This is a genomic window from Streptomyces caelestis (assembly GCF_014205255.1).
Lineage (GTDB): Bacteria > Actinomycetota > Actinomycetes > Streptomycetales > Streptomycetaceae > Streptomyces > Streptomyces caelestis.
This window is the reverse complement of sequence record NZ_JACHNE010000001.1, coordinates 796,457-815,238: the sequence shown is the minus strand read 5'-3', so window position 1 is coordinate 815,238 and position 18,782 is coordinate 796,457. Positions and strand designations below refer to the sequence as shown.

The window sequence follows — 18,782 nt, the reverse complement described above, 5'->3', positions numbered from 1 at the left end:
TCCCGGGGCCCGTCAGCCCTCGTCGGGCACGGCGTCCGGGCGGGCGTAGGTGCGGCCCTTCCAGGCCGCACCGCGTCCCCGGTAGTGCTGCACCGCCGAGTCGACCGTCATGAGGAGATACAGGAACGCGGTGAACGGCAGCAGCGGAGCGAGCCACAGCGGCTGGCGGTAGTAGCGGAGCATCGGCACGTACGTCCCCGTCATCACCAGCCAGGCCGACCCTCCGACAGCCGCCGCCACCGCGTTCCCCGCCACCAGGCCCACCACGACCGCCACGGGAGGCACCAGATACACCAGCGCCAGCCCGGCGACCGTCCCGGCCAGCAGCAGGGGGTTGTGCCGCAGCTGGGCGTAGGCGCTGCGCGACACCATCCGCCACAGGTCGCCCAGCCGCGGATACGGCCGCACGCTGTCCACCCGGTCGGCCAGCCCCAGCCAGACACGGCCGCCGCTGCGCTGCACCGCCCGCGCGAGGGCCACGTCGTCGATCACGGCGTGCCGGATCGCGTCCGGGATTCTCGCCCGTTCGGCGGCCTGAGCCCGCAGCAGGACGCAGCCACCGGCCGCGGCCACCGTGCGCGTTCCCTCCTTGCCGATCCGGCGGAAGGGATAGAGCTGCGCGAAGAAGTACACGAAGGCGGGCACGACGAACCGTTCCCACCTGCTCTCCACCCGCAGCCGGGCCATCTGCGAGACGATGTCGAAGCCACCCGCACGGGCCGCCGCCACCAGCTCCCGCAGACTGTCCGGCGCGTGCGCGATGTCGGCGTCCGTCAGCAGCAGGTACTCGGGGTCACGCGCGCGTGCCAGGCCGATGCCGTGGCGCACCGCCCACAGCTTGCCGGTCCAGCCCGCGGGCGGCTCGCCCGGCGAGCTCACGGTCAGCGGCAGCCCGCCGTGCCGGCGCGCCAGTTCACGCGCCAGGTCACCGGTGCCGTCCGCACTGCCGTCGTCGACGAGGAAGACCTCCGCCCGCCCCGGATAGTCCTGCCGGAGCAGCGACGGCAGCGCGGCGGACAGCACCGCCGCCTCGTCACGGGCCGGGACCACGACGCACACCGACGGCCACGCCTCCGGTTCCCGGCGTGGCGGCAGCCGCACGTCCGTGCGCCAGAAGAAGCCCTGACAGAGCAGCAGCCACAGCCAGGCGAGAAATGATCCAGCGGCAGTCCACACAACGGCGCTCACGCGCGCAGTCTCCCCCACCGGACCTGCCCGGGACCGCTCATCGTCTATCGTGATCGGGTGAAGATCGCGCTCATGGACTCCGGAATCGGTCTGCTGGCGGCCACCGCCGCGGTTCGGCGGCTGCGCCCCGACGCCGATCTCGTACTCTCCCTGGACCCGGACGGCATGCCGTGGGGCCCGAGGACCCCGCAGGACCTGACCGAGCGCGCCCTGGCCGTCGCCGAGGCGGCCGCCGCGCGCCGCCCCGACGCCCTGATCGTCGGCTGCAACACCGCGACCGTGCACGCGCTCACCGCCCTGCGTGCCCGCCTCGAACCCGGGCTTCCGGTCATCGGCACCGTCCCGGCGATCAAACCGGCCGCGGCCGGCGGCGGGCACCTCGCCATCTGGGCCACCCCGGCCACCACCGGCAGCACGTACCAGCGCACGCTGATCCGGGAGTTCGCCGGCGGGGTCCCGGTCACCGAGGTGCCCTGCTGGGGCCTCGCCGAGGCCGTCGAACGCGCGGACGAGGCGGCGATCGACGCCACCGTGTCCGCGGCCGCCGCACTGACCCCCGACGACGTGACCACCGTCGTCCTGGGCTGCACCCACTACGAGCTGGTCGCCGAGCGCATCCGGGCCGCCGTCCAGCGCCCCGGCCGGCCGCCCCTCGTGCTGCACGGCTCCGCGGGCGCCGTGGCCGCGCAGGCCCTGCGCCGGCTGGGCGAGCAGCCCGCGCCGGGGGCCACGCCCCACGGCACTCTGACCATCCTGCTGAGCGGACGCGAGGGCACGCTGCCCGCACCCGCCCTGGCGTACGACGAAGGGCGGCTGTTGCGGGCGGTCACGCCGGCCGGCTGACCGGCGCCGGTCTCACCGGGCGTCGTCGGCGCTCTGGATCCGCCCACCGCCCGGCCGGCGCAGTCACGCTCCGCCATGAGGTACCAGCGGAGCGAAACCTGAGTAACCTCATATGCATGAGGGACCACCGCCACGGCGCGAACGCTCCCCGCGCGCACCCCGACGTCTGGACCGGCCGGGCCACCAACCGGGTCCAGTGGCTGCTGGCGCTCATCGGCGCCGCCTGCATGGCGCTGGGCATCGAACTGGCCGTCGACTCGGCGTGGACGTCCGGCATCGCCCCGCTGGTCATGGCCGTGGTCGGCTGCATCGCCGCCGGGCTGCTGGTCCTCTTCGGAACGCTCGCCTTCGTGCACGTCGCCCTGCGGGTCGACCAGGAGCACCTGGAGGTGCGCTGCGGCCACATCGGACTGCCCCGCCGCCGTATCCCGCTCTCCCATGTGGCGGGGGCCACCTACATCTCGCACGTCACTCCCCGCCACTGGGGTGGCTGGGGCTATCGGTGGCTGCCCGAGAAGGGCACCGCGGTGGTCGTGCGACGGGGTGAGGGCGTCATGCTGGACCTGTGGGACGGACACACCTTCACGGTCACCGTGGACGACGCGGAGGCGGCCGTACAGGTGATCAAGGCGCGGCTGGGGCGGACCAAGCCGGGCGCTCCCGCGCACTGAGCGGACTTCCGATCACCACGCCGGAGTGCGTCCGGCGCCCCGGGCGCGCGTGTCCGGCGTGTGGCTCGACGTTTCGTCCGGGAGCGGCCGGGCCGTGGCCATGCCCGCCAGCAGGCCCGCACCCACCGACACCGCGGTGAAGCTGAGCGCGTTGCCGAGCGCGGCGATGGCCGCGAGCGCCGTCAGAGCCGCGCCCGCGGTGAGCACCACCGGGGTCGGGCGGGGGCCGCGCCACAGCGCGTACAACACCCAGCCGAACGCCGCCGCCAGCAGGGCCACACCGACGACGCCCTGTTCGGCCGCCTGCTGCAGGGGTGCCGAGTGAGGCTTGCCGTCGGACAGCAGCGACTGCAGGGACGTCGTGCTCAGCTCCCCGAAGCGCCCCGGGCCGACTCCCAGGACGGCGTCGTCCCGCAGCAGCTGCCACGCGTCCTGCCAGAGCTGTACTCGGTGCGGCGTCAGCCGCTCTTCCAAGGCGGCCACGAGCCCGCCCTGCACGGCCCGTGCCGCGACCGCCCACGTCAGACCGGTGACCACGACGGCGACCGCGCCCAGGACGGCGAGGCCGGCGCCGCGGTGCCTGATGCGGCCGGCGGCCAGTGAACACAACAGCACCGCGACACACGAGACGCAGCCGGTGGCCGAACCGAGCACGGCCGCCAGCACCGCCGCCCCGACGGCCAGCAGCCGCAGGCCGAACCGCACGGCCGGAACGCGAGCGGCCCAGGCCGCGCAGCACGCGGCACCGGCCGACAGGGTCAGCACGGCAGCCGTCGCCCCGGCATGCCCCAGCGGTGTGGTGATCTGCGGGCCCGGCGCGAGATGCGGAACGGCCACGGTCAGCCCCATACCGGCCAGCGCCCCGGCGCACGGCGCGCCGACCGGCAGCAGCGCCCCGCCGATCCGCCCGGCGGCGTATCCGGCCGCCACGGCCAGCACCGCGAGCAGCACACCCTCCGGCCGGCCGTCGTGCACCGCCGCCGTGATCAGGGACCAGCCGGCGCAGGCCCCCAGCACCACGACGCCCGCCGCGTCCACGACGATTGGTCTCTCACCCTCCGCGTCCTGCCCGGACGCGGACGTCAGCCCACTGGAACCCACCCCGCCCCGCCCCCCGCACCACGTCGCCCCCGACCCGTGAAGACCCCGGCCGCGCGGGCCGGCACCGGCCGCACGACTGAGACTTCGGCACACCGTAGCCGCTGGTGGACGGATTGTGGATGTGTCGTGACGAAATGAGCAGGAACGTTGCGGCAGATACGCGGCGACGCCCTGCGCGGTGGGGCAAGCGAGCTGCGGCTGCCGCCGGGCGGGGATCGTGGGGCGCTGCCGTCCGGGCGCGGGTGGACGACTGTGGAGTGCCGCCGGGCAGGGCCCGCAGCGTGTGACGCCGCCGCCCCATGGACCGCGCTGTCGGCGTCAAGGTCGCTCGCCTTACACTCCGGGAGTGACCGTCACCGCAACCTCCGTCGGCGAGTCGGACCAGCTGGAGCCGCGGATCGCGCCCGGGGCGCGGACCTGGGCCCGGCGGCTCGTGCGCCTCCTCCCGGCCGCCGCAGCAGGGCTCTCCGGCTTCCTGCTCTACGTCAGCTTCCCGCCCCGCACCCTGTGGTGGCTGGCCCTGCCGGCCTTCGCGATCTTCGGCTGGGTGCTGCGCGGCCGCGGCTGGAAGGCGGGGCTCGGGCTCGGCTACCTCTTCGGGCTCGGCTTCCTGCTGCCGCTGCTGGTGTGGACCGGAGTGGAGGTCGGTCCCGGCCCCTGGCTCGCCCTGGTGGCGATCGAGGCGGTCTTCGTCGCGCTGGTCGGCGCGGGTGTCGCCGTCGTGTCGAAGCTGCCCGGATGGCCGGTATGGGCGGCCGCTCTGTGGATCGCCGGCGAGGCGGCACGCGCGCGCGTGCCGTTCGAGGGCTTCCCCTGGGGGAAGATCGCGTTCGGGCAGGCGGACGGCATGTTCCTGCCCCTCGCCGCGGTGGGCGGCACCCCGGTGCTCGGCTTCGCGGTGGTTCTGTGCGGCTTCGGACTGTACGAGGTCGTCCGGCTCGCGGTGGAGACCCGGCGGACCGGGACGGTGCGCCGGGCCGCGGCGGCCGTGGGCCTGCTGAGCGTGGCCGTCCCGGTCGTCGGCGCCGTCGCCGCCCGGCCGCTGGTCAGTGACAGGGCCGAGGACGGCAGCGTCACCGTCGGGGTGGTCCAGGGCAATGTGCCGCGGGCGGGCCTCGACTTCAACTCCCAGCGGCGGGCCGTCCTGGACTACCACGCGCGCGAGACCGAGCGCCTGGCCGCGGAGGTCAAGGCCGGCAAGGTCGCGAGGCCCGACTTCGTGCTGTGGCCGGAGAACTCGTCCGACATCGACCCCTTCGCCAACCCCGACGCCCGCGCCGTGATCGACACGGCGGCCAAGGCCGTCGGCGTGCCCATCTCGGTCGGCGGCGTCGTCGAACGGGACGGCAAGCTCTACAACGAGCAGATCCTGTGGGATCCGGCGAAGGGCCCCGTCGACACGTACGACAAGCGTCAGATCCAGCCGTTCGGCGAGTACCTGCCGTTCCGTTCGCTGATCGGGGCGATCAACAGCAACTGGACCTCGATGCAGCGCCAGGACTTCAGCCGGGGCACCAAGCCGGGCGTGTTCACCATGGACGGCGCCAAGGTCGGGCTCGTCACCTGCTACGAGGCCGCCTTCGACTGGACCGTGCGCTCCGAGGTCACCGACGGCGCCCAGATGATCTCCGTGCCGAGCAACAACGCCACCTTCGACCGCAGCGAGATGACCTACCAGCAGCTCGCCATGTCCCGCGTCCGCGCGGTCGAGCACAGCCGGACCGTGACCGTGCCGGTGACCAGCGGGGTCAGCGCGATCATCATGCCGGACGGGAAGATCACGCAGAAGACCGGCATGTTCGTCGCCGACTCACTGGTGCAGAAGGTGCCGCTGCGCTCCTCGCAGACCCCCGCCACACAGCTCGGCGTCCTGCCGGAGATCGCCCTCGTGCTGGTCGCGGCCGGCGGACTGGGCTGGGCCGTCGGCGCCGGTCTGCGCGGGCGACGCGCCGGTGACGTGTAGCCGTACGCCGGTCGCACACTGCCTGAAACCCGCCGGGGCGCCGGAATCCGCCCCTTAGGGTCGGGGCCATGGCTACTCCCGACTTCATCCGCACCCTCCGCGCCTCGGCCGGGCATCAGCTGCTCTGGCTTCCCGGAGTCACCGCCCTCGTCTTCGACGACGAGGGCAGAGTGCTGCTCAACCGCCGGTCCGACACGCGCCGGTGGTCCGTGATCGGCGGCATCCCGGACCCTGGCGAGCAGCCCGCGGCGTGCGCGGTGCGGGAGGTCTACGAGGAGACGGCCGTGCGTTGTGTCGCCGAACGGGTCGTCCTCGTCCAGGCACTGGACCCCGTCACCTACGAGAACGGCGACGTCTGCCAGTACATGGACATCACCTTCCGCTGCCGGGCCGTCGGCGGAGAGGCGCGAGTCCACGACGACGAGTCGCTGGACGTGGGCTGGTTCGACATCGACGCTCTGCCCGAGCTGAACGAGTTCGGGCTGTTGCGGATCAAGCAGGCCCTGTCGGACGCCCCCACATGGTTCGACCCCACTGCATCCGGCTGAACTGTAGGGCGTGACCACATGGGGCGCGGCAGGGGTGCTGCCTAGGGTCGAGGCATGACCGCGCCCCGTCTCCTTCCGGCTCCCCACGCCTCCCCGCTCGACCTCGGCGGCCGCACCGCGCTCGTCACCGGCGCCGCCGGCGGCATCGGCCGTGCCTGCGCACTGCGGCTCGCGGCCGCCGGGGCGAAGGTGAGAGCGGTCGACCGGGACGCCGCGGGCCTGGAGGCGCTCGCCGGACAGGGCCGTGACCTCACGGGCACCGTGGAACCGCACGTCCTCGACCTCACCGACCTGGACGCCGCCGAACTCGCCGCCGCGGGCACCGACGTCCTCGTCAACAACGCCGGGGTCCAGCTCGTGAGCCCCATCGAGGAGTTCCCGCCCGACGTCTTCCACACGGTGCTCACCGTGATGCTGGAGGCACCCTTCCGGCTCATCCGCGGTGCCCTGCCCCACATGTACGGACAGGGGTGGGGCCGCATCGTGAATGTGTCGTCCGTCCACGGGCTGCGCGCCTCGGCCTACAAGTCGGCCTATGTGGCCGCCAAACACGGGCTGGAGGGACTCTCCAAGACCACCGCCCTCGAAGGCGCACCCCACGGTGTCACCTCCAACTGTGTGAACCCCGCCTATGTGCGCACCCCACTGGTCGAGAAGCAGCTCGCCGACCAGGCACGGGCGCACGGCATCCCCGAGGAGCGCGTCCTGTCCGAGGTGCTGCTCCAGGACAGCGCCGTCAAGCGGCTCATCGAACCGGAGGAGGTCGCCGAGGCCGTGGCGTATCTGTGCGGTCCGCAGGCGTCCTTCATGACCGGTACCTCCCTCGTGCTCGACGGCGGCTGGACCGCCCACTGAGCGGCCCCGAGTCTCATTGGAGAGTTGTCCACAGGGCTGACGGGACGGCCCGGTCATGGTGAATCCTGTGAGCATGTCCAGCGATCACGTGCAGTCAGCCGAGCGCTCCGCCGGCATCGCCGAACCGCCCCCGGCCGGCGTCGAGACGCCGTACCTCGAGCTCCTGGCCCGGGGCGCGTCCGCCGACGCCTACGAGCAGCCGGTGCTGCTCGCGCGCGCCGAAGGGCGCCCGGCGGAGTGGATCGCCGCACTCCAGCGGGCCAAGCCGCTCGCCCTGCGCGTGCGCTCGGAGCTGGAGGGACGGCGCCGCCGCGAGGCTGAGCTGTCCGCACTGTTCGAGACCGCCCACGACCTCGCCGGGCTGCGCGACCTGGACGCCGTACTCCAGGCGATCGTGCAGCGCGCCCGGTCGCTGCTGGGCACCGATGTCGCGTACCTCAGCCTGAACGACCCGGCGAGGGGCGACACCTACATGCGGGTCACCGAGGGGTCGGTCGCGGCCCGGTTCCAGCAGCTGCGGCTCGGCATGGGAGAGGGGCTCGGCGGTCTGGTCGCACAGACCGCACGCCCCTATGTCACCGACGACTACTTCAAGGACGCCCGCTTCCAGCACACCCTCACCATCGACGCCGGCGTGCGGGACGAGGGGCTCGTGGCCATCCTCGGCGTGCCGCTCACGCTCGGGCACCACGTCATCGGCGTGCTGTTCGCCGCGGACCGCCGTGCCCGGGTCTTCGAGCGGGAGCAGATCGCCCTGCTGGGCTCCTTCGCCGCCCTCGCCGCGGCCGCCATCGACACCGCCAACCTGCTCGCCGAGACCCGGTCGGCCCTCGCCGGCCTGGAGCGGGCCAACGAGATCATCCAGGACCGCAGCGGCGTCATCGAACGCGCCTCCGACGTGCACGACCGGCTCGCCGAGCTCGTCCTGCGCGGCGGCGGGGTCCACGACGTGGCCGCCGCCGTGTCCGAGGTCCTCGACGGCACGGTCGAGTTCGCCGAGGCCGCCGCGGCACCGGCCGGGGCACTTGAGGCGTCCCGCGCGGAGGGCCACGCGATGCGGCACGAGGACGACTGGATCGCCGCCGTCGCCGCCGGGGGAGAACTGCTCGGCGCACTCGTGCTGCGCGGCCACCCGGGGCTCGACCCCGTCGATCAGCGCACTCTGGAGCGTGCCGCCATGGTCACCTCCCTGCTGCTCCTGGCCCGCCGGTCCGCCGCCGAGGCCGAACAACGCGTTCGCGGCGAGCTCCTGGACGACCTGCTCGACGCCCGCGACCGCGACCCGCGCCTGCTGCGGGAGCGCGCGGCCCGCCTCCACGCCGATCTCGACGCGGTCCATGTCGTGCTGGCCGCGCGCCTGGAGGGTGACGCGCCCGACGCCGACCAGGAGGCGGACGCCCGCAGACGCCTCGGCGCCGCCGCGTCCCACCTCGCCGCGACCCGGCACGGCCTGGCCGCGGCACGCGACGGCGGCACCGTCCTGCTGCTGCCCCTCGGCCCCGGCGACACCGCCACCGAACTGGCCCGCCGAGCCGCCCGGCACCTGGGCACAGCGGTCCACGCACCGGTCACCGTCGGTGCCTCCGCACCCGCCCAAAACTTCGCCACCCGCCCCGACTCCGTGACCACGGCCTACGCCGAGGCCCGGCGCTGTCTCGACGCCCTGCGGCTCCTCGGCCGCTCCGGGGACGGGGCCGCCGCCGAGGACTTCGGCTTCCTGGGGCTGCTCCTGGCCGGCGACCGGGACATCCCCGGCTTCGTCGACCGCACCATCGGCCAGGTCGTCGACTACGACAGACGACGTGGCACCGAACTGCTGCGCACCCTCGACGCGTACTTCGCCTGTGGCATGAGTCCCGTCCGCACCAAGGACGAACTGCACGTCCACGTGAACACGGTCGCCCAGCGTCTGGAGCGCGTCGGCCGCCTCCTCGGCGACGACTGGCAGAGCCCGGCCCGCACCCTGGAGATCCAGCTCGCCCTGCGGCTGCACCGGTTGGCGGCTCCGGCACGGCACTGACCCCCGTACGCGGGGAGGGACGCACGGGGGGCCGGTGCCGGGACGTCTCAGAGGGTCCGGGCGTCCGCCGCCGGTGCCATGGTCCGGTCCGCGCCGGCGGTAGGGTCGACGTCGGCCAGATCGCGGTGACGGGTCTCCTTGGCCACCGCCACCGCGACGACCGTGAGCACGGCGGCGGCGATGACGTACAGGGCGATCGGCGTGGAGCTGCCGTATTCGGAGAGCAGCGCGGTGGCGATCAGCGGCGCGGGCGCACCCGCCGCGACCGAGGCGAACTGGGCGCCGATGGACGCGCCGGAGTAGCGCATCCGCGTCGCGAACATCTCGGAGAAGAACGCGGCCTGGGGCGCGTACATCGCCCCGTGCAGCACCAGCCCCACCGTGACGGCGAGGATCAGGTTGCCGAAGCCGCCGGTGTCGATCAGCGAGAAGAACGGGAACATCCACAGCCCGACCCCGACAGCACCGATCAGATACACGGGACGGCGGCCGATCCGGTCGGAGAGCGCGCCCCACGCCGGGATGGCGGCGAAGTGCACGCCCGAGGCGATCAGTACGGCGTTGAGCGCGGTCTGCTTGGAGAGGCCGGCCGAGGTGGTGGCGTAGACGAGGATGAACGCCGTGATGACGTAGTAGCTGATGTTCTCCGCCATGCGCGCCCCCATCGCGACCAGCACGTCACGCCAGTGGTGCCGCAGCACGGCGACCAGCGGCAGCTTCTCGGCAGCCGCGGCCCGGTCCGCCTTGCGGGCCTCGGCCTGCGCCAACGCCTGCTTGAAGACCGGGGATTCATCGACAGACAGACGAATCCACAAACCGACGATCACCAGCACCCCGGAGAGCAGGAACGGGATCCGCCAGCCCCAGCTGCCGAACGCGGCGTCCGACAGCACGGCGGTCAGCAGGGACAGCACACCCGTGGCGAGGAGCTGCCCCGCCGGCGCGCCGGTCTGCGGCCACGAGGCCCAGAACCCACGCCGCCGCGCGTCCCCGTGCTCCGACACCAGCAGCACGGCACCGCCCCACTCGCCGCCGAGCGCGAACCCCTGGACCAGCCGGAGCACGGTGAGCAGCACCGGTGCGGCCGTCCCGATGGTGGCGTGCGTCGGCAGCAGCCCGATCGCGAAGGTCGCCCCGCCCATCAGCAGCAGACTCAGCACCAGGAGCTTCTTGCGCCCGAGCCGGTCGCCGTAGTGCCCGAACACCAGCGCACCCAGCGGCCGGGCGGCGAACCCGACCGCGTACGTCAGGAACGACAGCAGCGTGCCGACGAGGGGGTCGGAGTCCGGGAAGAACAGCTTGTTGAACACGAGCGCGGCGGCGGAGCCGTAGAGGAAGAAGTCGTACCACTCGATGGTGGTGCCGATGAGGCTGGCGGCGACGATGCGCTTGAGGTTGCCGGCGGGTGGGGGAGCGGTGGTTCCGGAGGCCATGTGCGCCACTTCCTCGTGTGCGGTGGGGACGGGTACGTGTCGGCACACGGTAGAAACATGCAGGTCAGGCGCACATGTGGTGGGACTACATAGTTCGCGGGCGGGGTGTGCGTGTCACCCCCATGCCAGTGCTTCAAGGGCCGTCCTGAGGGCTTCATCGGTGGCTGATCAGACAGAGTCCATGTTGCGTAAATTGGAGGATTTGATGCTGGCGTGCTTACTCCCGTGCTGGTTCGGTGCTGACTAAGAGGTCCTAACAAAAGTTGTTGATCAAGTGACCATCGGGCTTGTCTGCTCGTTGGTCGGGTCGTGGGGAAACGTCAGTCGCGGCCGTGGATCGTGTCGGACGAACTGTGGTCGCTCATCGAGCCGTTACTGCCCGAGCCGGGGCCGAAGCTGGTGGCGGGCCGGCCGCGAGTGCCTGACCGGCAGGCCCTGTGCGGGATCCTGTTCGTGCTGCACACCGGCATCCAGTGGGAGTACCTGCCGCAGGAGCTGGGCTTTGGTTCGGGTATGACGTGCTGGCGACGCCTGGCCGCCTGGAACGAGGCCGGCGTGTGGGACCAGCTGCACTTGGTGCTGCTGAAGAGGCTGCGGTCGGCGAAGCAGCTGGACTGGTCGCGGGCGGTGATGGACTCCTCCCACGTGCGGGCGGCCCGCAGAGGCCCAAAAGCGGTCCCAGCCCGGTCGACCGCGCACGGCCGGGCAGCAAACACCACGTCCTTGTCGATGGCCAGGGCGTCCCGCTCGCGGTGTCGCTGACCGGCGGGAACCGTAACGACGTCACCCAACTCCTGCCCCTGCTGGACAAGGTCCCACCCGTGGCCGGCGTCGTCGGACGGCCACGCAGACGGCCGGACATGCTCTTCGCCGACCGCGGCTATGACCACGACAAGTACCGGCGGCTGCTGCGGAAACGCGGTATCCGGCCCGTGGTCGCCGAACGCGGACAGCCGCACGGCTCCGGCCTGGGCATCTTCCGCTAGGTCGTCGAACGCACCATCTCCTGGCTCCACGGCTTCCGCCGCCTGCGCATCCGCTGGGAAAGACGCGACGACATCCACGAAGCCTTCCTTGGCCTCGCCACCTGCCTCATCACCCACCGACACGTCCAACGCCTTTGTTAGGACCTCTTATGCACAGAAAGGTCATGCCGAAGTGACAGAGCCAACTCCTCCCCGTACGCCATACTTTGACCTGCGAGTGGGCACCCTGCACGTCAAGGCGGGTCGGCCCCGACGGTATCCACGTGCGACCGAACGCCTCCTGACCAAGGTCGTAAACTCGTTGCTTATTGCGAGCGTCGGCTCGGTCATCACGTGGCTCGCGACGCAGAGATAGAAGTCAATCCGGATGGGTGGTCCGGGACAGGGGGCCCGTGTGGTGGGGTCGAACCCACGCTTCGGCCCCCCAAGGCGTCTACTGGCTCGGCAGCTTCATGCTGACCTGCGGTAGCGCGGGACAGGGGAGGCGCCGCCCGATAGCCAGCCAGCACCAGGACCGTCAGAGGGCGGGGCAGGTCTGACTGTCGGTGCATTCGGCGTTGCGGGTGGCGGGCGGCGCCCGCCACCCGCTGGCGCAGTCGATCAACTGCAGGACTCGTTCAAGGGACAGACCGGTCTCGGCGGCGAGCTGACCGTAGGTCCAACCGCCGATGCGGTACACGTCGGCCAGCGGTTGGGCGCGCAGGTCCACCAGACCCTTCACGTCAGGCCGGGCTCGCAGGACTTTGGTCAGCCGGTGGTACTGCTCCAGCGGCGGGAGTTCCTCCCGCGTGATCGGCTCCCAGAACGCGAGGGACTCGTCCAGGTCCTCGCGGACATGCCGCGGCGCGTAGTCGCAGTCAACCGTGCGGCGACGCCGACCGCCTCGTCGGGGGGCCGCGCGCTCAGCACGCTGATCCGGGACGCGTCCACCTGTGTCCGGGTGGCCTCTGCCGCAGCGGCGGCTCGCAGGTCCCCCTGAATTACTTCCGCTCGCAGTACAACCCTCGGTGTCCCCCGTGAGTCTCCCCGGAGCCTCCCCCCGCTTCATTTCGCACATGTCATCTGGCATTTGGCATATTCGGAGCGTTCATAGTGATAACCGGCATCAAGGGCGTACGTATCCGCAGAGCCGCAGCTGTCGCCGGCGTCGGCGCGCTGCTCGCGGGCGGCGCCCTGACCGCGCCCGCGCAGGCGGCGACCGCGCCCTCTGTCAGCGCCAAGGGCGCGTTCATGCTCAACAGCGCGACGGGCTCCACGCTCTACAGCAAGTACGCCGACACCAAGCGGCCCATGGCGAGCACCACCAAGATCATGACGGCTCGGGTCGTGCTGAGCACCCCCGACCTGAACCTCGACCGGAAGGTCACCATCAAGCAGGCTTATCGGGACTACGTCATTGCCAAGGGCGCGAGCACCGCGGATCTCAAGACCGGCGACAAGGTCACCATCCGCCAGTTGCTCCATGCGATGCTGCTGCCGTCCGGCTGCGACGCCGCGATGGCCCTCGCGGACACCTTCGGCACCGGTACGACCACCTCGGCGCGGACCAAGTCGTTCATCAGCAAGATGAACGCCAAGGCGGACACCCTCGGCCTGACCAACACGCACTTCGACTCGTTCGACGGCAACTCGACGCAGAACACGAACTACACGACGCCGCGCGACCTCGCCAAGCTCGCGCGCAGCGCGATGAAGTACTCGACGTTCGCGGGCATCGTGAAGAAGCCGAAGACCGTGCAGTACGCGACGACCAGCACCGGCGGCACCCGCACGTACACCTGGTACAACACCAACCAGCTGCTGGGCTCATACAGCGGCGCGATCGGGGTGAAGACGGGCACCAACACGCCGTCCGGCCCCTGCCTCGTCTTCGCCGCGACCCGCAACGAGAAGACGGTCATCGGCGTGCTCCTAAACGACCAGTACCGCTACACCGACGCCGCCAAGTTGCTGGACTACGCCTTCGGCACCAGCTCGGCGAGCACCATGCAGCTGCGCACCCTGCCGAAGGGCGCACAGAGGGACTGACCCGGGCTGACGCGCACTCGAACGAACGCTGGTGTGTACGGGCGCGGGCAGGAGCACCCTCGGTAGCTCGTTGGGCTCATACTCCAGGCCGCAGGTTCACACCTGTCCCCGCCGCCACCACACTGGCGCCCTCGAGATGGCCCGTACCACGACGTGCTGGTCACGTCCTCGTCCTGCGCGACTTTGGCGCTGGAGGGTGCGTCACCCCGGTTCTGGCGCGGGAATGGCCCGGGTCCTGGTTTCGGAGACGAGACCCGGACCATGCCCGGGCGCCCGGGAACCTTCATCCAGCGGGTGAGGTCGCCGGCAGGCCGCGCCGGCGTGCGACTGGAAGGCGTGCTCGTACGAAACGGCGCCGCGCGTAGCGTTCCTGCACGTCCTGGCCCAGTGCCCGGCAGTGCAAACCGCGGCCGGCCCCACGGTGAACGGGTCCACCCGGTCGCCGGTCTGCTACTTGTCTACTTCTCCCAGATCCTGCGGTAGGACTCGCGGTAGCCCTCCGAGTCCCAGGACAGAGCGCCGCCGCTGGTGGCGGCGGTGGTGACGTGGACGGGGGCGACGTATCCGCTGGCCGACTTGCCGGCGAAGGAACGGTTGAACTCGTCGATGATCTGCCAGCCCTGTTCGGACAGCGGTTCTGGCACGGTGGCCGCCTGGAACTCCTTGCTGTTGATGCGCTGGAAGGCCGAGGGGTCGCCGTCACCGGCCCCGATGTTGAACGGGGCGCCATCGCCCTGCCTGCCTGCGGCACGCAGGGCGGGGCCCGCGTGGTCGAAGTACAGGTCGTTGATGGCGGCGGAATGGGTCCACCTGTCGCCGAAGCGGGAGGCCAGGGAGGAGATCCGCTTGGTGGTGAGGCTGCCCGCCTGCGGGATGGGGATGTTCTCGTAGCTCAGCAGTTTGACGCCGGAGCAGGTGGCGAGTTCCTTCTTGATCAGATCTGACTTGCGCTTGGCGAAGGGGATCGAGGCGTCGGTGAACAGGACTACGCCCGCGCGACCGTTGGACCGGGCGATGATCCAATCGGCGCTGATCTTCGCGACTTCCTCGACCCTGGTGGTGATGTTGCTGAACAGCTTCGGGTTCTCGCTGGGGCCGGGAGCCGCGACGGCGTGCCAGCCGATCAGCGGGATGCCGTCAGCGTTCGCCTGCTCGACCTGTGCGGCGATGGAGGTGGGATCGAAGCCGCCGATGACGATGCCGTCGGGTTTGAGGGCCAGGGCCTCGGCGAAGGCGGCCTTGATTCCTGCGGGCGTGCCCTGGCCGTTGAGGGTGCGGACGCGCCAGTCGATGATGCCTGCGGCTTCCTGGACGCCCTTGGCGACGCCCGCCACGCCGGGGTTGGTCAGGGTCTGGGCGATGTAGACGATGGTCTTGTCGGGGACGGCTCGGGGCCCGCTGGTCGGCCCGGACCAGGGGGCGTTGACGTCCTCGGCCGTCTTGACGGCCTGCTTGGCCTCGGCGAGGGCGGTGGGGCAGCCGGGGCTGGACGAGCCGCTGGGGGACGCGGCGACGGATCCTTCGGTGGTGGAACCGCTCTCGCATCCGGTGGTGAGGGTGATGGCGGCCGAGGCCAGGAGCGCGGTGGCCGTCACGGCCGCCTTGCGGATGGGGTGCACGGGGTCTCCAACACGGTGCGAGAGGGGGCGGGGCTGGGTGGGGAGGTGAGGCATGGGCCGGTGACGGTTCCCGCGCGTGGCCACAGTCGTGACGATCAGGCGGGCGACGGGAGGAGAGGCCCGCGAGGCCGGCGGGCGGCGATGCCCGGCGGTGGCTCGGGTGGCTCGGGCGGACAGCGCGTGTCCGAGCCGAGAGGCGCGTTCGACTGGTCGGTCCGCGTCAACGTCCGCACTGAGCACCGTGGATCGATCAGTGGTGTGCAGTACGGCGAGCGCCTCAGCGGGCGAAGCGTTGCACTCGGGAGATACTTCGCAAACATTCTGTCATTGATTTTTTATGACCCAAACTTTGTCATGTCATGGTAAAAGCGATACTCTCGCCCAGCTGGTTCCAGACACCTGGCGCGATCTCTTCGTTCCTATCAGCGATGAAGGCCGCGAAAGTGTCACGTTTGGTGCCGGCCGGTCGGCGGTCCGTGAACACGACATCCCCGTCACCGCTCAGCAGCACGTCGAAGGAGGCCCGGGTGTCCGCCATCACAGGGAACCCGCCGCACGCACCGGACCCGCCCAGGCATGCCCGCCGGACTCCGCGGTTTCGCCGCAAGGCGGCGACCGTTCTCGACCGGTGGCCCTTCCGGCGTAAGCTCAACGTACTGGTGATCGCGCCCATCGCGGTCGTCGGCGTACTGCTCGGCGTCGGCGCATACGGCCAGGTACAGCAGGCCCGGGACGCCGACCGGATCGCGGATCTGGTGCGCGACAGTGAACAGGTCGCGCGGCTCATCAACGAGGTACAGGCCGAGCACCGGCAGGCGCTCCTGCTCTCCGTGCAGTACGACTCGGCCCGCCCCGGAGCCCCACTGCCGCCGACCACCGACTACCGTCGGGCGCAGCGGAGCACCGACGCGCAGGTCGCCGCCGTGCGTTCGGCGTTCGCCTCCGGCCTGCCGCCTGAGGAGGCGCAGGCGTTCGACTACATCCGCGGCCTCGGTGTCCTGCGCGAGAAGCTCGAACGGGGCTATGTCCCCGCCGCCAACATCGACCCCGCGTACGCCTCCGCGGTCGAGTACCTGATCGACGGCATCGGCCTGGGAGGCTACTCCGGCACCTCGTCGTCCTCGGTCGTGGCACTCCTGGACACGGTGCTGCGCGCCGACGCGTCCCACGCGGCCTTCGAGAGTGCCGTGTTCTCCGCCCAGACCAGGGACGCCAACGCCCTCACCGAGTACAGCCGGGCGGTCGGCGCTCGCAAGCTCTACGACCACCAGCTGGACCGGTTCGAGCGCATCGCCACACCGGCGCAGGTCCTGCGCATGGACGGCATGCGGCGCAGCGCCGAACAGTATGGTGTCGAAGCCCGGTTCGCGGAGCTCCAGATCGATCCCGGGGCCCTGCAGGGCCAGACGTCGACGCAGCTGCGCAAGGTGATCGCCGACGAGAGCCGGCAGTCCGAAGCCCGACTCGCCATCACCAGGTCGCTGATCGAGCAGGCCGCCGACCAGGCCGACGCCGTCTCCGCGGATGCCCTGCGGAACGCCGTCTACCTGCTTGGTCTGACCCTGCTCGGCTTCGCCACCTGGCTGACCTTCTGCGTCCTGATCCGGCGCTCGGTCGTGCGCCCCCTGGAGGCCCTGACCCGCTCCGCCCAGGAGGTGGTCGACGTGGCGGGCGAGGAACTCGCCCGCGTTTCCGACGACGAGTCCGCCGACAGCACCCCCCTGCGACCGAGGTCGATCCCGGTCCCGGTCCGTGACGAGATCGGCGAACTGGCCGAGGCGTTCAACCAGGTTCAGGTCACCGCCGCCCAACTGCTGGAGCGGCAGGTGCTCAGCCGGCGCAACGTCGCCGAGATGTTCGGCAACGTCGGCCGGCGGGTAAGCAACCTGACGACACGTCAGCTCATGCTGATCGACGCCGTCGAACGCGAGGAAACCGACCCCGAACTGCTCGAACGGCTGTACAGCATCGACCACATCGCCGTACGCCTCCAGCGCAACGCCGACAGCCTGATGCTGCTCGCCGGAATCCGGGACACCGGCGTCGAGGCCCGGCCGACCCCCCTGGCAAACGTCATCAGGGCGTCGCTCGGCCAGATCGAGGGCTACCAGCGGGTGTCTCTGCGGCCCGAGACAGAGGTCACCGTCGCGCCCGACATCGTCGGTGACCTGACGCTGATGCTCGCCGAACTGCTGGAGAACGCGGTCGCGTTCTCGCCCTCCCACACGCCCGTCGAGGTGGCCGTCCGCCCCGGGACCGACGTCACCGAGGACGGCGGGGCGCTGATCGAGGTCATCGACCACGGCCTCGGCATGAGCGCGGAGCGCCTCGCCGAGGAGAACGCCCGGCTCGTGCGCCGGGAACGGCTCGACCTCGTGCCGACCAGGGTGCTCGGCCTCTTCGCGGTCGGCAGTCTTGCCCGGCGGTGGGGTGTGCGCGTGTCGCTGAGCCGTACGCCGGGCGGCGGGGTCACCGCAACCGTCTGGATCCCCGCCTCGCTCCTGCTGACCATGAGTCCCGAGGACCCCGAGCAGCCCGTGGACACGGGCCCGATCGGAGCCGTAACGGCGTTCCCGGTGAGGACCGGGCAGGAGACCGCCGCGCCCGCGCCGTCGCACGTACCGGTCTTTGCCACCGGTGTCACCGAGCGGTCGGCGGCCCCCTCGTCGCACGACGCGCTTCCCCGGCGCCTCCCGGCGCGCACCGGCGCGGGACCGACCACCGCGGAACGGACCGTCGAGGACGCCGGCGGGGAGCGGACGGCCGCATCGGGCGAACAGCGTGCCGCGGAGGACTCACGGCCGCTGCGGCGGCGGGTCCGGGGCGCGACACTCGCCATGACCTCTTCGCGGGCGGACCGGGGGGCGCCGACGGTGCGGCAGCCCGCCGACGCCGAGGCCGTCCGCTCGGAGCTCGACGAGTTCGAGGCAGCCGTACGCAGGGCAGAGCAGGACAGTGCTCACGCCCGGACGAAACCAGCACCATCGCACCACCAGCAATCCCAGAAGGAGTCCGGCAGTGACCACGTCGACAGCTGACAGCAATTCCGAGCGGCCGGAACCCACTGATCTGCGAGCCGCCGCGGCCGATTTCACCTGGCTGCTCGACCGGTTCGCCACGGAGACCGCCGGTGTGGTCGACGCCATCGCCGTGTCGTCCGACGGCCTGCTGATCGCCGTCTCCCAGCTGCGCGAACACGCCGACTCCGAGCGGCTCGCCGCGATCGTGTCCGGCCTGACGAGTCTTGCCGCGGGAGCCTCCGGCAACTATGGGCTCGGCAGCCTCAACAAGGTCATCATCGATCTGGAGGGCGGCCATGTGCTGGTGTCGGCCATCGGCTGCGGCGCCGTCCTGGGAGTGGTGACCTCCAAGGAGGCGAAGCTGGGCAACATCGCCTACGAGATGACCCTCTTCGCCAACCGGGCCGGGGCCGCGCTCACCCCCCAGCTGGTGCTGGAGTTGAAGAACAGTGTCGGCGCGGCCCCGGCCGGCTGACCGTCCCCCGCCCGGGGCACGGGTACAGGCAC

At 71.4% G+C, this 18,782-nt stretch carries 15 protein-coding genes and 1 pseudogene; 10 read left to right on the top strand and 6 right to left on the bottom strand.

Annotated features, from left to right (window positions below; genetic code table 11):
• Positions 1-12: 12 nt before the first annotated feature.
• On the bottom strand, positions 13-1,206 hold the full coding sequence (locus tag HDA41_RS03630; protein ID WP_184980602.1) for a glycosyltransferase: 1,194 nt from the start codon (positions 1,204-1,206) through the stop codon (positions 13-15).
• Positions 1,207-1,245: 39 nt separating this feature from the next.
• Between HDA41_RS03630 and HDA41_RS03625 the strand changes: the two genes are divergently transcribed.
• On the top strand, positions 1,246-2,031 hold the full coding sequence (locus HDA41_RS03625; RefSeq protein WP_184980600.1) for a glutamate racemase: 786 nt from the start codon (positions 1,246-1,248) through the stop codon (positions 2,029-2,031).
• A 116-nt stretch (positions 2,032-2,147) separates the two neighbouring features.
• Complete coding sequence (locus HDA41_RS03620) at positions 2,148-2,702, top strand: hypothetical protein (protein WP_184980598.1); 555 nt, start codon at positions 2,148-2,150, stop codon at positions 2,700-2,702.
• Positions 2,703-2,714: 12 nt separating this feature from the next.
• On the opposite strand, the gene HDA41_RS03615 is transcribed toward HDA41_RS03620, so the two are convergent.
• On the bottom strand, positions 2,715-3,740 hold the full coding sequence (locus HDA41_RS03615) for an O-antigen ligase family protein (RefSeq protein ID WP_184980596.1): 1,026 nt from the start codon (positions 3,738-3,740) through the stop codon (positions 2,715-2,717).
• A gap of 409 nt (positions 3,741-4,149) precedes the next feature.
• On the opposite strand from HDA41_RS03615, the gene lnt reads away from it, so the two are divergent.
• From lnt to HDA41_RS03595, 4 genes are all read left to right on the top strand, one after another.
• The gene (gene lnt, locus HDA41_RS03610; protein ID WP_184980594.1) at positions 4,150-5,766 is read left to right on the top strand and encodes an apolipoprotein N-acyltransferase; all 1,617 of its coding nucleotides are present in this window, start codon (positions 4,150-4,152) and stop codon (positions 5,764-5,766) included.
• A gap of 68 nt (positions 5,767-5,834) precedes the next feature.
• Positions 5,835-6,314: an NUDIX hydrolase gene (locus tag HDA41_RS03605; RefSeq protein ID WP_184980592.1), complete on the top strand. Its 480-nt coding sequence runs from the start codon at positions 5,835-5,837 to the stop codon at positions 6,312-6,314.
• A gap of 54 nt (positions 6,315-6,368) precedes the next feature.
• The gene (locus HDA41_RS03600) at positions 6,369-7,169 is read left to right on the top strand and encodes a 3-hydroxybutyrate dehydrogenase (RefSeq protein ID WP_184980590.1); all 801 of its coding nucleotides are present in this window, start codon (positions 6,369-6,371) and stop codon (positions 7,167-7,169) included.
• A 73-nt stretch (positions 7,170-7,242) separates the two neighbouring features.
• Positions 7,243-9,189, top strand: coding sequence for a helix-turn-helix domain-containing protein (locus HDA41_RS03595; RefSeq protein ID WP_184980588.1), 1,947 nt, complete (start codon positions 7,243-7,245; stop codon positions 9,187-9,189).
• A gap of 47 nt (positions 9,190-9,236) precedes the next feature.
• On the opposite strand, the gene HDA41_RS03590 is transcribed toward HDA41_RS03595, so the two are convergent.
• Positions 9,237-10,622, bottom strand: a complete 1,386-nt coding sequence (locus HDA41_RS03590; protein WP_184980586.1) for an MFS transporter — start codon at positions 10,620-10,622, stop codon at positions 9,237-9,239.
• A 336-nt stretch (positions 10,623-10,958) separates the two neighbouring features.
• Between HDA41_RS03590 and HDA41_RS03585 the strand changes: the two are divergent.
• Positions 10,959-11,749, top strand: a pseudogene (locus HDA41_RS03585) (IS5 family transposase).
• 376 nt (positions 11,750-12,125) lie between these two features.
• Here HDA41_RS03585 and HDA41_RS03580 read toward each other — a convergent pair.
• Entirely contained in the window at positions 12,126-12,317 is a 192-nt protein-coding gene (locus tag HDA41_RS03580) for a hypothetical protein (protein ID WP_221511408.1), read from the bottom strand.
• Positions 12,318-12,700: 383 nt separating this feature from the next.
• Here HDA41_RS03580 and HDA41_RS03575 point away from each other — a divergent pair, with 383 nt between their 5' ends.
• Positions 12,701-13,636 carry a D-alanyl-D-alanine carboxypeptidase family protein gene (locus HDA41_RS03575; protein WP_184980582.1) on the top strand — a complete coding sequence of 312 codons (936 nt, stop codon included), beginning with the start codon at positions 12,701-12,703 and terminating at the stop codon, positions 13,634-13,636.
• Positions 13,637-14,094: 458 nt separating this feature from the next.
• Here HDA41_RS03575 and HDA41_RS03570 read toward each other — a convergent pair whose 3' ends face one another.
• Together HDA41_RS03570 and HDA41_RS40970 are read right to left on the bottom strand one after the other, a co-directional pair.
• Positions 14,095-15,255 (bottom strand): substrate-binding domain-containing protein, encoded by a 1,161-nt coding sequence (locus tag HDA41_RS03570; protein ID WP_184980580.1) that lies wholly within the window; start codon positions 15,253-15,255, stop codon positions 14,095-14,097.
• 352 nt (positions 15,256-15,607) lie between these two features.
• Positions 15,608-15,793: a hypothetical protein gene (locus tag HDA41_RS40970; RefSeq protein ID WP_230299810.1), complete on the bottom strand. Its 186-nt coding sequence runs from the start codon at positions 15,791-15,793 to the stop codon at positions 15,608-15,610.
• Between the two features lie 121 nt (positions 15,794-15,914).
• Between HDA41_RS40970 and HDA41_RS03565 the strand changes: the two genes are divergently transcribed.
• Positions 15,915-18,293: a sensor histidine kinase gene (locus tag HDA41_RS03565; protein WP_230299811.1), complete on the top strand. Its 2,379-nt coding sequence runs from the start codon at positions 15,915-15,917 to the stop codon at positions 18,291-18,293.
• The gene (locus HDA41_RS03560; RefSeq protein WP_031143128.1) at positions 18,274-18,750 is read left to right on the top strand and encodes a roadblock/LC7 domain-containing protein; all 477 of its coding nucleotides are present in this window, start codon (positions 18,274-18,276) and stop codon (positions 18,748-18,750) included. Before HDA41_RS03565 ends, HDA41_RS03560 begins: the two co-directional genes overlap by 20 nt.
• Positions 18,751-18,782 lie beyond the last annotated feature (32 nt).